The sequence below is a fragment of the Novosphingobium sp. SG707 genome (genome assembly GCF_012275515.1).
GTDB lineage: Bacteria > Pseudomonadota > Alphaproteobacteria > Sphingomonadales > Sphingomonadaceae > Novosphingobium.
In genome coordinates this window covers 412367-426009 of the sequence record NZ_JAAZQL010000001.1, presented here as the reverse complement: position 1 = coordinate 426009, position 13643 = coordinate 412367, and the positions used below count along the sequence as shown (strand labels likewise).

General features: G+C 65.6%; 14 protein-coding genes. 8 read left to right on the top strand and 6 right to left on the bottom strand.

Annotation, left to right across the window (positions count from 1 at the left end):
• Positions 1-9 precede the first annotated feature (9 nt).
• A complete protein-coding gene (locus FHW92_RS01680; protein WP_168601485.1) occupies positions 10-1464 on the bottom strand; it encodes an NAD(P)/FAD-dependent oxidoreductase in 1455 nt (484 codons plus the stop codon).
• 238 nt (positions 1465-1702) lie between these two features.
• On the opposite strand from FHW92_RS01680, the gene FHW92_RS01675 reads away from it, so the two are divergent.
• From FHW92_RS01675 to FHW92_RS01660, 4 genes are read left to right on the top strand one after another with little or no spacing between them, the layout of a single operon-like run.
• On the top strand, positions 1703-2695 hold the full coding sequence (locus FHW92_RS01675; protein ID WP_168601484.1) for an alpha/beta hydrolase: 993 nt from the start codon (positions 1703-1705) through the stop codon (positions 2693-2695).
• 10 nt (positions 2696-2705) lie between these two features.
• On the top strand, positions 2706-4130 hold the full coding sequence (leuC, locus tag FHW92_RS01670; protein WP_168601483.1) for a 3-isopropylmalate dehydratase large subunit: 1425 nt from the start codon (positions 2706-2708) through the stop codon (positions 4128-4130).
• On the top strand, positions 4127-4750 hold the full coding sequence (gene leuD, locus FHW92_RS01665) for a 3-isopropylmalate dehydratase small subunit (protein ID WP_168601482.1): 624 nt from the start codon (positions 4127-4129) through the stop codon (positions 4748-4750). The genes leuC and leuD overlap by 4 nt, the downstream gene beginning before the upstream one ends.
• A complete protein-coding gene (locus FHW92_RS01660; protein WP_168601481.1) occupies positions 4747-5376 on the top strand; it encodes an isochorismatase family protein in 630 nt (209 codons plus the stop codon). Before leuD ends, FHW92_RS01660 begins: the two co-directional genes overlap by 4 nt.
• Here the strand turns inward: FHW92_RS01660 and FHW92_RS01655 are convergent.
• On the bottom strand, positions 5363-6325 hold the full coding sequence (locus tag FHW92_RS01655; RefSeq protein WP_168601480.1) for a hypothetical protein: 963 nt from the start codon (positions 6323-6325) through the stop codon (positions 5363-5365). The two genes, FHW92_RS01660 and FHW92_RS01655, sit on opposite strands and share 14 nt — an antisense overlap.
• Positions 6326-6443: 118 nt before the next feature.
• Between FHW92_RS01655 and FHW92_RS01650 the strand changes: the two genes are divergently transcribed.
• Positions 6444-7208 carry an SDR family NAD(P)-dependent oxidoreductase gene (locus tag FHW92_RS01650; RefSeq protein ID WP_168601479.1) on the top strand — a complete coding sequence of 255 codons (765 nt, stop codon included), beginning with the start codon at positions 6444-6446 and terminating at the stop codon, positions 7206-7208.
• Positions 7209-7219: 11 nt separating this feature from the next.
• On the opposite strand, the gene FHW92_RS01645 is transcribed toward FHW92_RS01650, so the two are convergent.
• Entirely contained in the window at positions 7220-8131 is a 912-nt protein-coding gene (locus FHW92_RS01645; protein WP_168601478.1) for a formylglycine-generating enzyme family protein, read from the bottom strand.
• A gap of 1 nt (position 8132) precedes the next feature.
• Positions 8133-9221: a Gfo/Idh/MocA family oxidoreductase gene (locus FHW92_RS01640; protein ID WP_168601477.1), complete on the bottom strand. Its 1089-nt coding sequence runs from the start codon at positions 9219-9221 to the stop codon at positions 8133-8135.
• Between the two features lie 169 nt (positions 9222-9390).
• Between FHW92_RS01640 and FHW92_RS01635 the strand changes: the two genes are divergently transcribed.
• The 3 genes from FHW92_RS01635 to FHW92_RS01625 are packed head-to-tail and all read left to right on the top strand — an operon-like array spanning position 9391 to position 12513.
• Positions 9391-10191, top strand: coding sequence for an alpha/beta fold hydrolase (locus tag FHW92_RS01635; protein ID WP_168601476.1), 801 nt, complete (start codon positions 9391-9393; stop codon positions 10189-10191).
• The gene (locus FHW92_RS01630; protein WP_168601475.1) at positions 10166-11179 is read left to right on the top strand and encodes a phosphotransferase; all 1014 of its coding nucleotides are present in this window, start codon (positions 10166-10168) and stop codon (positions 11177-11179) included. The genes FHW92_RS01635 and FHW92_RS01630 overlap by 26 nt, the downstream gene beginning before the upstream one ends.
• Entirely contained in the window at positions 11179-12513 is a 1335-nt protein-coding gene (locus FHW92_RS01625) for an MFS transporter (protein WP_168601474.1), read from the top strand. Before FHW92_RS01630 ends, FHW92_RS01625 begins: the two co-directional genes overlap by 1 nt.
• Here the strand turns inward: FHW92_RS01625 and FHW92_RS01620 are convergent, their stop codons facing one another.
• On the bottom strand, positions 12514-13347 hold the full coding sequence (locus FHW92_RS01620; protein ID WP_168601473.1) for a DUF1838 family protein: 834 nt from the start codon (positions 13345-13347) through the stop codon (positions 12514-12516).
• The gene (locus tag FHW92_RS01615; protein ID WP_168601472.1) at positions 13344-13637 is read right to left on the bottom strand and encodes a DUF1330 domain-containing protein; all 294 of its coding nucleotides are present in this window, start codon (positions 13635-13637) and stop codon (positions 13344-13346) included. Before FHW92_RS01615 ends, FHW92_RS01620 begins: the two co-directional genes overlap by 4 nt.
• Positions 13638-13643 lie beyond the last annotated feature (6 nt).

Sequence of the window (13643 nt, the reverse complement as noted above, 5' to 3'; positions counted from 1 at the left end):
AAATGCGCATCAGGCCGACAAGACCTCCAGCGCGACGCGTTCGGAGGATTCCAGCGCGCCTTCCAATCCGCGCGCGCCGGTCGCGGTATGCTCGCCGCAGAAATGCAGGCGGCCGGCCGGCTTGCCGATCTCACCCATCACGCCCGCCACCTGTCCGGGGCTGAAATAGGCCCAGTCGCCCTGGTTGAACCGTTCGCCGATCCAGCTGAAATAGGCCGCGCCGCGCAATTTGCCCTTGGTCGAGGGGCGGATCGCCTCGATCCCGGCGATGATCGTGGCCATCGCGGCGTCCTTGCCCATCGCGTCCCAATAATGGGCCATCGCCCCGCGCGCCTGCACGGTAAAGCCGGTGATTTCCTCAGGCGTCGCGCCGAAACGCTGGGGCGTCACCACGCCGGTCACGCCGTCGGTCCACATGCCGGGCGCCTGCTTATCCTCTTCCCAGAACGGCGCGGTGGCGGTCAGGAAAGCAATCGACAAAGGCTGATAGGGCATGGTGGCCACGGCCCGCGCCTGCCCCCCCGAAAGGCCCGGCATCACATGCACATGGCGCAGGGTCGAGAAAGGCAGCGAGGAGATCACCCTTGCCGCCGTATGCACCGAACCATCGGCGCAGGTGACGGTGGCATTGGTCGCGGTGGTCTCGATCGCCACCACTTCCTTGCCCAGCAACAGGTCACCTTTAAGCATCTTGGCCATGGCGATGGGCAGGTTGAGATTGCCGCCCTTGACCGCCAGCGACTTGATCCCCGCCGCGATCTGCGCCTTCACAAAGCCGTCGTTATATTCCAGCATCAGCGCCGAAACGTCATAGGCGTTGGTGCCGTAGTAGGGCGAAACGTCATTGGCCAGATGGATCGCCTGATCCGACAGGCCCTGCGCCTTGAGCCATTCGTAAAGCGAGATATCGAGCGGGGCATTGGCCGCATCCGCCCACTGGCTCCAGTCTTTGAGCCGCGTGTTCTTGGCGATCAGAACATTGACCAGTTCGGCAGGCATGAAAGTCTTCATCGCATCGGGGAAAGGGTTGCCCGGATGCCTGGCCCATTCCTCGCGGCTCAAGAGCTTGCCGTTGATATACAGCCCCGGCGCCCCGCCGATGCGATAGCGCGCACCCACTTCCTCCAGCGCCACGCCCGCACGCGCCGCCGCGTCAATGCCGCGCCCATAGCCTTCGGCCATGGAATTAAAGCCCATTTCGGGATAGCCGGGCTGATCCATCAGCGTCATGATCCGCCCGCCCACGCGTTGGCGGCCCTCCAGCACGGTGACTTTCAGCCCCTGCTGTTCGAGCAGCCATGCCGTGTTCAGGCCGGAAATCCCCGCGCCCAGCACGATCACATCGGTGCCGCGCGGGGCTGCGGGCTTGGCCGCCTTGGCCGCCGCGCGCGCCATCGCGGGCGAGGCCGCCATCAGGCCCGCCATGCCAAGGCCAAAGGTAAATCCGCGCCGGTCAACGCCCATCTTCAAACTCCAAGAACTGCCTGCCCGCAATGCACACTCTGGCCACCGCCCTGTCGATCCACCCCCGGCCCGTCACCACCTGTCGGATAGCGCACTTTCCGTTTCGGAAATCCTCGCGGATTGCCATCATCATAGCCCATGCAAAAGGGGGGCCTGTGCCGTCGGGTATCTGCCGCCTTGTGGCAAAGCCTGCGCGCGCTGATAAGGCGCGCGGCTGTTATAAATGGTGGAGAAAGCGATGAAGTGCCTGCGCCCGGTTCTGTTGGTCGGCTCAATGCTGGCGGCCGCTATGGTTTCGCCGCTCGCCCATGCGCAGAGCGCCCCTGCTCCTGCGGCGGTGGCGGCCCATCCCTATCTCTCGGTCGAACAATTGCGCGCCAAATACCGCGATCCGGCCAGTCGCTTCATGACGATCAAGGGCGTCGAGGTCCATTACAAGGATGAAGGCCCGCGCAATGCGCCCGTCCTCTATATGGTCCATGGCTCGGTTTCGACGCTGCGCACATGGGATGTGGTCACCGCGCGGCTGAAATCGCGCTATCGCATCATCCGTTTCGACATTCCAGGCTATGGCCTGTCGGGCCGGATTTCCGATGAGGTTGCCCAGAATGTCCAGCCGGTCGAGATTGCCGAAGGGCTGCTCGATGCGCTGCATGTGAAAAAGGTCACCTTCGTCGGCGTGTCGAGCGGCGGCACGATGGGCATGTATCTGGCCGCCAAACGCCCCGAACTGGTCGAGCGGCTGATCCTGTCGAACACACCCAGCGATCCGGTCGATACGAGCCATCTGGTGATGCCCAAGAGCTTCGTTGACGGAATCGCCCGCGCCAAGGCCAATGGTGGCTATAACGACCGCCCCTACTGGGACGATTATCTGGGCTTTTTCGCGGGCGACGCCAAGCGGATCAGCAAGAAAACCCGCGATGAATATTACGATTTCAACCGCCGCACGCCGGAAAAATACCCTATCGCGCTGGTCGCGCGCATTGGTGATGGCAAGCAGGCCACGGTCGAAATGGCCAAGGTCAAGGCGCCCACGTTCCTGATCTGGGGCGCGGCCGATCCGCTCTTGCCGGAAATCGCAGCCAACCATATCGCGCGATATCTTTCCAACGCCACGATCAGCCGCGTGCTGATGCCCGATGTCGGCCATTATCCCCCGCTTGAGGTGGGCGACCGCTTTGCCCAACTGATCGCCGCCTATGTCGAGGCTGGCACCCCCAAACTTTGAGTTTTCATCCATGACCGCCTACACGCTTTATGAAAAGCTGTGGAACGCCCATGCCGTGGCCGAATTGCCCGGCGGCGAGACGCTGCTCTATATCGACCGCCAGATCCTGCATGAGGTGTCCAGCCCGCAGGCCTTTGTCGCCATGCGCGAGGCGGGCCGCCAATTGCGCCGCCCGCAAACGCATATCGCCGTGGCCGACCATGCCGTGCCCACGCGAAGCCCGCGCGCCGACGGCATCCGCCATGGCACGATCGAGGACGCGCAGGCCGCATCCCAGATTGCCGAGCTGGAAACCAATGTCCGCGATTTTGCCGTGCCCTATGCGGATCTCGACGGAGCCGAACAGGGCATCGTCCATGTGATCGGCCCGGAAAGCGGCTTCACCCTGCCCGGCACCACCATCGTCTGCGGCGACAGCCACACGACCACGCATGGCGCCTTTGGCGCGCTGGCCTTTGGCATTGGCGCATCGGAACAGGGCACGGTGATGGCCGCGCAATGCCTGCGTCAGAAGCGGGCCAGGACGATGCGGATCGAGCTGAGCGGCACGCGCCATCCGCTGGTCTTTGCCAAGGACATTGCGTTGGCCATCATCGCCCGGATCGGCGCGGATGGCGCGGCCGGCCATGCGGTGGAATTTACCGGCCCGGCCGTGCGCGCCATGAGCATGGCCGAGCGCATGACCTTGTGCAACATGATGATCGAGGCGGGCAGCCGCGTGGGTCTGGTGGCGCCCGATGATGTGACCTTTGCCTTCCTCAAGGGCCGCCGTCTGGCACCCAAAGGCGCGCTGTGGGATCAGGCCGCGGCCGCATGGCGCGATCTGGCCAGCGATCCCGATGCCGTCTATGACCGCGTGATCGAGGTCGATGTGGCCTCGCTGGTGCCGCAGGTGAGCTGGGGCACGACCCCGGACCAGACGCTGCCCGTCGATGCTGCCCTGCCCGATCCCGCGCAATTGGCCGAAGGGCCCGAGCGGCGACAGGCGGAAAAGGCGCTGGCCTATATGGGCCTGACGCCTGGCCAGAGCCTGACCGACATTGCCATCACCCATGCCTTCATCGGATCGTGCACCAACGGCCGGATCGAAGATATCCGCGCCGCCGCCGCCGTGGCCAAGGGCCGCAAGGTGGCGCCGGGCATCAAGGCCATCGTCGTGCCGGGCTCTGCGGCCACCCGCGCCGCCGCCGAGGCCGAGGGGCTGGACCGCATCCTGATCGAGGCGGGCTTTGAATGGCGGCTGGCGGGCTGCTCAATGTGCGTGGCGATGAACGATGACCGCCTCAAGCCGGGCGAACGCTGCGCCAGCACCAGCAACCGCAATTTCGAGGGCCGTCAGGGTCCGGGCGGGCGCACCCATCTGATGAGCCCGGCCATGGCCGCCGCCGCCGCCATCGCGGGCCATATCGCCGATATAAGGGAGTTTGCGGCATGAGCCAGCCTTTCACCACCCTGTCGGGCAAGGCCGCGCCGATGCCCGAAGAAAATATCGACACCGATATCATCTTCCCCGCGCGCTTTCTGCTGATCACCGCCAAGGCGGGGTTGGGCCGCTATGCGTTTCATGATCGCCGGTTTGATGCCGATGGCGCGGAAATCCCCGACTACGTGCTCAACCGCGCGCCCTTCAACGCCGCGCCTTTCATCGTCGCGGGGGCCAATTTCGGATCGGGCTCCAGCCGCGAACAGGCGGTCTGGGCGATTGCGGGGCTTGGCGTGCGCTGCATCATCGCGGCGGGCTTTGGCGAGATCTTTCATTCCAATTGCCAGCGCAACGGCATCCTGCCCATCACCCTGCCCGCCGACACGGTGGCCGAACTGATGGTAGCGGCCCAGACCGAGCAGAGTTTCGCCGTCGATCTGGAGACGCAGAGCCTGACCGTGGGCAACCGCGCCTTTGCCTTTGACATCGCACCCGAACGCAAGCTGGCCCTGCTCAACGGCTGGGACGAGACTGCCGTCCTGCTGCACCAATATTCCGGCGCGATCGCCGAATTTGAAACACGCCAAAAGGCCAGCGCGCCGTGGCTCTATGCCGAGGATGATGCATCATGAGCGACGATCTGCTCGAAAACTACAAGCGCGCCTATAACACCCGCGTGGGCTTCGGGAAAAAGCCCGCGCTGGTGATGATCGACTTTTGCCGCGCCTATTTCGAACCGGACTGTGACCTCTATTGCGGCCAGCCCGTGTTTGACGCCATCGAAAGCGCGCTGCGCGTGCGCGAGGTCGCCCGCAAGGCCGGGGTTCCGGTGATCCTGACCTGCGTGCAATATCATGCCAGCGGCGTGGACGGCGGGCGCTTTTTCGAGAAAGCCGCCCCCTTGCGCTATTTCGTCAAGGGCCATCCGATGGCGGCATGGGGTCCGGGGCTCGAACCTTTTGAGGACGAACTGGTCATCCCCAAGCAATATCCCAGCGCCTTTTTCGGCACCTCGCTGGCCAGCACGCTGACGGCGATGGGCGTGGACAGCGTTCTGCTCACCGGCCTTTCGACCAGCGGCTGCGTGCGCGCCTCCTGCGTCGATGCAATGAGCCACGGGTTCAAGACCGCCGTCATCGCGGACGGCTGCGGCGACCGGCATTCCGGCCCGCATGATGCCAACCTGTTCGACATGAACGCCAAGTACGCCGATGTCATCAACGAGGCCGAAGCCATCGCCTATCTCAGCGGTCTTTGACCCCCGATTGAAAAGCCTCCAGCCGCGCGCCCCATGGGGTGATCGCGGCGGCGGCCATTCCGGCCGGGTGGGGCGCCCATTGCGCCGCCACCGGACCGATGATCCGGCACCCGCCCTGCGCCGCCCGCTCGATGAATTCCTCCAGATCCGTCACCGGAAAGCGCAGCGAGGTCCAGCCGCGCAGGGGCGGTTCGCGGTCCGAGAAATCATGGCCGCGCACGCCATATTCGATGATCTCGACCGAACCCTCCATCCGCCCTTCGGGGTGATAGATGCCGATCCGCATCGGGATCTGCGCGGCGATCCCCTCGGGCAGGCCCATGCAGTTGGCCCCGCTGTCCTGCGCCGCCATGCCTTGCGTTTCCTGCACCGGCAACCATCCGAAGCAATCGCGATAGAGATGCCGCGCCGCCTCGAAATCAGGCACGACCTGGGTTGAATTGAACACGAAACTGGCCGGGCCGGACACGCCGTCATAGCCCTGAAGCGGGGGCCGCACCCGCTCCATCAGCGCGACGCACAGGCCGTCGGCATCGCTGCTCACCACCTCGCGCACGGCCAGCGGACCGAAATCCCAATCGGTAATCGGCGCATGGGCGACAAAACCCTGCGCCACCAGCGCCCGCTGCAAAGCCTCGATATCGGGCAGGGCGCGCAGATTGATGTCAAAAATCCCGCCCGGATCCCACGCCTGCCCGCCCTCGCGGTTAAGGTCCGCCACCGGGCCGTCGATCTGGATCAACCGGATGCGACCGCGCGCCACGCCGGGATGCCCGATCAGCACCTCCCGCGCCGCGCCCGTCAGGCCCATCAGCACCATGGCCCCGTCATCGACCGGCCCCTGTGCCACAGGCACAAACCCCGTGGCCGCGCAGAGCCTTGCCGCGCTTGCCCCGGCATCGGCCACGATGGCCACCACTTCCTCGAAACCATTGTCCAGTGCGATCATGGACCAAGGCTGCGCCGCGCCCTGCCCGCTCCGCAATGACCGTTTCCCACAATTCCGCCCATCGGATAGACCGCGCAAAGCGCGCCCATAGGGCCGCACGTTCCATAGCCTGCACGCCATGAGCCAATCACGACTGGGCGGCAGAACCGCCCTTATCACCGGCGCGGGTCTTGGCATCGGCCGCGCCGCCGCGCTGCGCCTTGCCGAAGAGGGCGCGGCACTCATCCTTGCCGACCGCGACGAGGAACGGTTACGCGAAACCGCCGCCCTGCTGGGCGAGGCGCCGCATCGGATCATCCCCTGCGATGTCACCGATGAGGCTCAGGTAGCCGATCTGTTCGCTGCTGCGCTGGCATGGCGCCCGCTCGACATTCTGGTCAACAATGTGGGCGGCGGGCGTTCGGGGCGGATTGCCGATCTTTCGCTTGATGATTGGGAACACACGATGGCGCTCTCCCTGCGCAGCATGTTCCTGTGCACCCGCGCCGCTGTGCCGGGCATGACGGCGCGCGGCTATGGGCGGATCGTGTGTCTGTCCTCAGGCGCGCGCAACGGAACGGTGTGGAACGCCTTCTATACCGGCGCCGCTCCCTATTCGACCGCCAAGGCCGGGGTGATCGGCTTTGTCCGCGCGCTGGCCATCGAATTGGGCGACAGCGGGATCACGATCAACGCTGTGGCCCCCGGCCCCATCGATACCGAACTGGCCGGACCATACTTGCGCGCGATGGACGAACAGGGCCTTGAATATGCCCCCAGCCGGATGGTGCCGCTGCACCGGCTGGGCACCGCGCGCGAGGTGGCCGACGCCATCCTGTTCCTGGCCGGCGACGAGGCCAGCTATATCACCGGCACCACGCTGGACGTGGCGGGGGGGCGCTAGGCCCCCGTCAATCACGGCAAATCGCGCGCCACGCGAAAGCCCAGATGGTTGTTGCGCTGTTGCGGGGGATCACCGATGCGCTGGGCCACATGCAAGGTCCAGTCGAGCAGGCTCCACCCACCGCCGCGCACATTGCGCTTGGTGCAATCGCCGCCCGCGATCCACGCCGATCCATCGCCGGGCGCCCCCTTGAAATCGGGGTGATGGCAATCGGCCACCCATTGCGCAGTGTTGCCCGCCATATCATATAGGCCGAACCGGTTGGGCGGATAGGATCCCACCGGCGTCGTGCGGTCATAGAAATTGCCGTAATTGGCATCCTCGTGGGTGATGCGCGTGCCGAAATAAAAGGGCGTCACCGTGCCCGCGCGCGCGGCATATTCCCATTCCGCCTCGGACAGCAGGCGATAGGGCTGGCCGGTTTTGCGGCGAAGCCAGGCGACATAGGCCAACGCATCGTCGTAATTCACGTTGATGACCGGCCGCCGCCCGCGCCCCCAGCCTTCATCCGCCGGTCGATAGGCGCCGCAACCGCCGTCGGTCACGCAGGCATCCCATTGAGCGAAGGTGACGGCATAGCGCCCCACGGCAAAGGGCCGCGCGATGGTGACGGGATGCACCGGCCCCTCCATCGCATCGAACATCGGCCATACGCCCACCGAGCGGTTGTCCTTGGGCGTGGTGCCCATCATGAAGCGCCCGGCGGGCACGACCACCATTTCGGGCAGGTCGGCCCCATCGGCAAAGGCAGATCCGGGGCGCAGCGAGGGAAAGGACGGCGCAGGCGCGGCCCGGATGATCGGCGTACCGTCCGGGCCCAGTTCCGGCTTGGGCGTTGACGGGGGCGGAGCCGCGCCCATCACCGCCGCAGCCATCGCCATCATGGCCGCGCCGCGCATCCATCGAGATAGGGCATCGCGCATCTTAACCCTCCCTGCGATCGCTGAAGGCATCGGCCTTAACCTGCGCGGTGATGTCCAGCGCCAGTTCGGGCGGGGGCGGCGGATCAATGGCATCGGCCCCATTGCGCCGCGCATCGGCCAGAATGCGGTCGATGAGCGCGATGGTGCGCGCCGCGTCAAAGCCGCTGACGCTGCGATGCGGGCGGCCGCGCGCGGCGGCGACGAATTCCTCCATCTGGATGCGGAAATAATGGCCCAGATCGCGCCCGCCCATCACGCGGGCATCGCGCACCACGCCGGGCGCAGGCTCCACCAGCAATTCGCGGTTGAAGCGCAGGAATTCACCGTCCTCGATTTCCACCACGCCCTTGCTGAAATGCAAAACCTTGCGGTCAATGATGCTGGGCTGGTTATAGCTGATATGGACGCTGGCCATGCGCCTCCCCGGATAGGCGAGCAGGATCATCGCCTGATCCTCGCCCTGCCATCCGGTCTGCCAGCGGGCGGCCTCGGCATGGACCCGGACCGGATCATCCGCCCCCATGCACATCTGCACGAAATCGAGCGAATGGGGCGCAAAGAGCGAGAGGATCAGCCCTTCCTCGGGCTTGCGCGTGGCCCACCATGGCGCCTGCGGGCCGTTCCAGCGGACGCAGGAGGTGACCTCCACCGCCATCAGCTTGCCAAAATCCTGCCAGTGGTCGAGCAGATAATGGAACGCGGGGCCCTGACGATAGGTATGGCCGGCGGCCAGCACCACGCCCTTGTCCGCTGCGGCCTGCGCCAGCGCAAGGGCTTCCTCGCCCGTTGGCGCCAGCGGCTTTTCCACCAGCACATGCTTGCCCGCCGCAATGGCCGCCATCGCCTGTTCGGCATGCAGGTCATTGGGGCTGGCGATCAGCACCGCCTCAACCTCGGGCATGGCCAGCACCTGCGCCAGATCATCACTGGCCACAGCGCCAAAGGGGCGGGCCGCAGCCTGCGCGGCGGCCGGATCGCGGTCCACCGCCGCCACCAGACGGACCCGGTCCGCCAGTTGCCCGACCGCGCCCAGATGTGCGCCAGAAATCCGCCCGCATCCCACCAATGCCAAACCCAGCGGGTTCTCCATCTGCCATTCTCCTGTTGCGGCAAGCCATCAGGATGGCGCGACCGGCCGCAATGCCACGCGCCGATAGCCCAAATCTCCGCCCTGCGGAGAGTCCGCCGTGACTCCCTGTTGCGTAATCCGCGCGGGATCATGTTGATGCGATAATTATACGGACACCCCCGATCCGATCATGACCCTGTCGCGCGCCTATACCACCTGCCGCTATGGCCAACTGCATTACCGGCAGGCGGGCGTTGATGGCGCGCATCCGCCGCTGGTGATGCTGCATCAGAACCCGTCCTCGGGCTGGGAATATGAACCGCTGATCGCCGCCATGGCGCAGGACCGCCGCGTGATCGCCTTTGACACGCCCGGCCATGGCATGAGCGATGCGCCGCCCGCCCCTCCCGGCATGGCCGGTTATGCCGCCGCCTTTGCCGATGGTCTGGCCGCGCTAGGGGTGGATGGGCCGATTGACCTTTACGGCTATCACACCGGATCGCTGCTGGCGGTGGAGCTGGCGCTGGCCTTGCCGGGGCAGGTGCGGCGGATGGGCCTGACCGGCATTCCCATGTATCCGGCCGACATCCGCGCCGCCAAATTGCGCGAGGCCGAGGAATTCCCAACGCCCGACGAGGATGGCGCGGTCATCCTCGACCTGCTGACGCGCCTGTGGGCCTATGTCGTCAAGGCGCGCGATCCGCGCCAGTCGCTGCCCCGCGCGATCCGTCATTTTGCGGACAAGGCCTTTATCCTCGACCGCTTCACTTGGGCCTATCGCGGCGTATGGTCCTATGACTATGCTCGCCTTGGCCAGATCACCTGTCCGGTACTTTTGCTGCAACCGCATGAAGCCCTGCGCGAGCCTGCGCTGGCGGCGGCGGCGCTGATACCGGATATTTCCATCCGCGATCTGCCCCAATTGGATCGCGATATTTTCGACATTGCTCCAGAGGTGCTTGCCCGTGAATTACGTCTCTTCCTTGGTTGAATCCGGCCTGCCGATTGCTGATATTTCGCATTCGGTGTTGCACCCCGACTTTATCGCGCGCGAGGTCAAGGCGCGCTATCCGGTGGTGGGCAAGCTGGACGTGTGGCTGCTCTATCGCGGCATGAACGATGTCTATCTGGTTCAGGACGAGCAGACGAAATATGCGCTGCGCGTGTGGCGCAAGACATACCGCGATGTCGATGATGTTGCCTATGAACTCGATTTCCTGGCCTTCCTGAAGGACAAGTCCTTCCCCGCCAGCGTCGCCGTGCCCCAGCATGACGGTACGCTCTACTGGAAGGCCGCCACGCCCGAGGGCGCGCGCGCGATTGCCATGTATGACTGGGCGCCGGGGCGCAAATTCGGCGATATGCTGAGCGAGGAAACCTCGTTCCGCATCGGCGCGGCTTTCGCCAACATGCATCTGCTGGGCTATGAATGGGCGGGCAAGGATCACAAGTTCACCACCGACACGGCCAAGGATTACAACATCTGCATGCCCGCGCTGATCGACTTTGTGTATGATCGCCCGGACGACCTGCGCGATTATCCGATCATTGCCGCCAATATGGACAAGCGCCTCGATGAACTGGCCGCCGCCGGTGTGCCGCTGGGCGTGTGCCACCGCGATTTCCACCCCTCCAACGTCCATGTCGATGATGCGGGCACGATCACGCTGCTCGATTTCGACGCGGCGGGCGAGGATTTCCTGATGCAGGACGTGCAGAACTTCGTCTGGGGCAATCTGTTCTACGGCTTTTCGGAAAGCTATGGCACGGCGTTTGAGGACGGCTATCAGTCGGTCCGCCCTTTCACCGCCGAGGAAATCGCCAACAAGGAACTCTTCCTGATGGGCAAGGCGCTGCGTCTGGTGGCGGGCATGGCCCATTCCAGCACGGCGGTCGGACGCGGCACTTTGCGCTTCCGCAACCTCGACTGGCTGGGCGATTACATCAAGACGCGCGCCCGCGCCTGCGGTCTGCTCTGATGCGGGCCCCGGCCGAAAGCTGGCCCCGCGCCGCCACCGCATGGTGGATGGTCGCGCTGCTGTTCCTTGCCGGGATCTGTTCGGTCATCGACCGGGCGATCCTGAACATGGTGGTCGATCCGGTGCGCCATGACCTGGGCATCGGCGATGGCGCGATCGGATTGCTGCAGGGGCTGGCCTTCGGCCTGTTCTATGCCTTTATGGGCATGCCGATGGGGGTTGCGGCCGACCGCGTGTCGCGCCGCAACCTGTTGACCGGGGGCATCGCGCTCTGGTCGCTGGCCACCATCGGCAGCGGGCTGGCGGCGGGGTTCGGGCAATTGTTTGCCGCCCGCCTGCTGGTGGGCCTTGGCGAGGCGGCGCTGGGGCCTTGCGCGATCTCGCTGATTTCCGACCTCTTTCCGCCCGACAAACGCGGCCGCCCGATCAGCATCTATATGATGGGCCAGTCGCTGGCGCAGGGGCTGGGCATTGCCTTCACCGGCATCGTACTGAGCGCGGCGGCCAAGGGGGCCTTTGCAACATGGCCGGTGCTGGCCGGTCTTGCCCCATGGCGGACGGTTTTCGTCATTTCCGGCTCGCTGGGCCTCATCGTCGTGCTGGGTATGCTCACCACGCGCGAACCGGCGCGGCGCGGGCAATCGCCCTTGGCCGCCCATCCCGGCATCGGCGAGAGCGTGGCATGGTTCTGGCGCAACCGCGCGGTGCTGGCGCCGCTCTATCTGGGCTTTGGGGTGTGCTTTATCGCGGCCTATGGCGGCGCGGCATGGCAACCCACGATGCTGATGCGCGGCTTTGGCGTTTCGCCACAATTTGTGGGCGCCTGGCTGGGGCCGCTCTCGATGCTGTTCTCGGCCACGGGGCCGCTGGTGGGCGGGTGGCTGCTGGATCGCTCGATGAAGGCGGGCAAGCCCATGCTGCGCTTCCGCCTGCTCTCCTTCATGCCGCTGCTGGCGCTGCCCTCGACGCTGGCGGTGCTGGCGGGCGATGCGCGGACGGCGGCCTTTGTCGTGGCCACGGGCAATGCGATCTATGCGGTGTGCGGCACGCTGATGTTCGCCACCTTGCAGGCGATTGTTCCGGCGCGGATGCGGGGCACCTCGATCGCGCTGACGCTGGTGCTCAACACCTTGCTGGGCGCGGCCAGCGGGCCGCTGCTGGTGGCCAGCGTCAATGGCGCGGTGCTGCATGATCCGGCCAAGGTGGGCTGGGCGATTGCGCTGGTGGCGGGGCCTGCGGTGGTGCTGGCTGCGGGCCTGTTCAACATGGGCCGCGTCGCCATGCGCCGCGCGGCAAAGCAGGGCGACGAGACCGCCGCCCTGCTGGGTGTCTGATTAGGGCGCGTTCCATAGGGGCGTGAGCAAAGCTGCGGGGTCTTTCAGCACCTCCGGGCGGAACTGGCGGGTCGCGGCCTGCCATTCCGCCGGGATGCTGTCCATCGCCGCGCCCTGCTTGCCGATGCCGATGGCCGACATATGGCCCGGTGTGTCGCCCATCTCCATCCACGGACGCCAACTGCACACATTGGTGAAGCTCACATCGCTGGGCACATGGGGGGCGCCGGACAGCACGTCCGACAGCCGGGCATGGAACGTGTTGCTCTCCGAATAGCGGAAAGGTTTGGCACCGGGGGCAAAGCGCATCGAGGTGCGCGAACGCTCGGTGATATAGAGATCATCGCCGCGCACCTCGAAGGGCAGCACCTCGTGCTCGATCTCCAGCCCCGGCACCGGTTTGGCCAGCGCAAAGCCCAGATCGGGGCGGATGAACACCTTGGATGGTGCATAACCCCCCATCGGCACTTTCACATCGCGCCCCGTATAGGGATTGCGCCATTGGGTCAGCACCGCGCCCGTGTCGGGATCGGTGAACCAGGCGATTTCGGCATTGATGGCCTCATAGCCGCCGTCGGCGGCGGGACGATAGCGCGCAAAGACCGCCGAGCGCACATTGAACAGCGGCCGCATCTCATCCCCGGTTATGCCGTAGTAGCGGGCCGAAACCCAGCTAGCGATCAGCCGGTCATCCAGACTGCCGCGCATTTTGACGAAGGCCATGAGCCGGTCCGCAGGCGCGGCCAGATCCAGCCCCCGCACCGCCGCCAGCGCAGGCGCGGCCAGCATCAGGCCCGCTCCGCCCAGTACGCCACGCCGCGACACGCCCGTCATGACGCCACCACAAGGCGCGAATTGACCGAACCGCCCGCGCCCTCGCGCAGGGCCTTGGCGGCCTTGTAGCCCTCGCTGTTCATATAGGCCCGCGCGGCATCGGCATCGGGAAAGCGGATCAGCACCGCTCGGCCCGCATCCTCGCATTCGCCCTCAAACACCTGCTCGATCAGGCCGCGCACCAGATATTCCCCGCCAAAATCCGCCGCGACCTGCGCCGCCGCGCGCGCATAGGCGATGAATGCCTCCGGCTCGCCGCTTTTTACCGTGGCCCAGATATAGGCTGTCATATGCCG

Bases quoted from the DNA above. Each gene is read 5' to 3' on its own strand.
- FHW92_RS01680 (WP_168601485.1), bottom strand. From the start codon at position 1,464: ATGGGCGTTGACCGGCGCGGATTTACCTTTGGCCTTGGCATGGCGGGC.
- FHW92_RS01675 (WP_168601484.1), top strand. From the start codon at position 1,703: ATGAAGTGCCTGCGCCCGGTTCTGTTGGTCGGCTCAATGCTGGCGGCC.
- leuC (WP_168601483.1), top strand. From the start codon at position 2,706: ATGACCGCCTACACGCTTTATGAAAAGCTGTGGAACGCCCATGCCGTG.
- leuD (WP_168601482.1), top strand. From the start codon at position 4,127: ATGAGCCAGCCTTTCACCACCCTGTCGGGCAAGGCCGCGCCGATGCCC.
- FHW92_RS01660 (WP_168601481.1), top strand. From the start codon at position 4,747: ATGAGCGACGATCTGCTCGAAAACTACAAGCGCGCCTATAACACCCGC.
- FHW92_RS01655 (WP_168601480.1), bottom strand. From the start codon at position 6,325: ATGATCGCACTGGACAATGGTTTCGAGGAAGTGGTGGCCATCGTGGCC.
- FHW92_RS01650 (WP_168601479.1), top strand. From the start codon at position 6,444: ATGAGCCAATCACGACTGGGCGGCAGAACCGCCCTTATCACCGGCGCG.
- FHW92_RS01645 (WP_168601478.1), bottom strand. From the start codon at position 8,131: ATGCGCGATGCCCTATCTCGATGGATGCGCGGCGCGGCCATGATGGCG.
- FHW92_RS01640 (WP_168601477.1), bottom strand. From the start codon at position 9,221: ATGGAGAACCCGCTGGGTTTGGCATTGGTGGGATGCGGGCGGATTTCT.
- FHW92_RS01635 (WP_168601476.1), top strand. From the start codon at position 9,391: ATGACCCTGTCGCGCGCCTATACCACCTGCCGCTATGGCCAACTGCAT.
- FHW92_RS01625 (WP_168601474.1), top strand. From the start codon at position 11,179: ATGCGGGCCCCGGCCGAAAGCTGGCCCCGCGCCGCCACCGCATGGTGG.
- FHW92_RS01620 (WP_168601473.1), bottom strand. From the start codon at position 13,347: ATGACGGGCGTGTCGCGGCGTGGCGTACTGGGCGGAGCGGGCCTGATG.
- FHW92_RS01615 (WP_168601472.1), bottom strand. From the start codon at position 13,637: ATGACAGCCTATATCTGGGCCACGGTAAAAAGCGGCGAGCCGGAGGCA.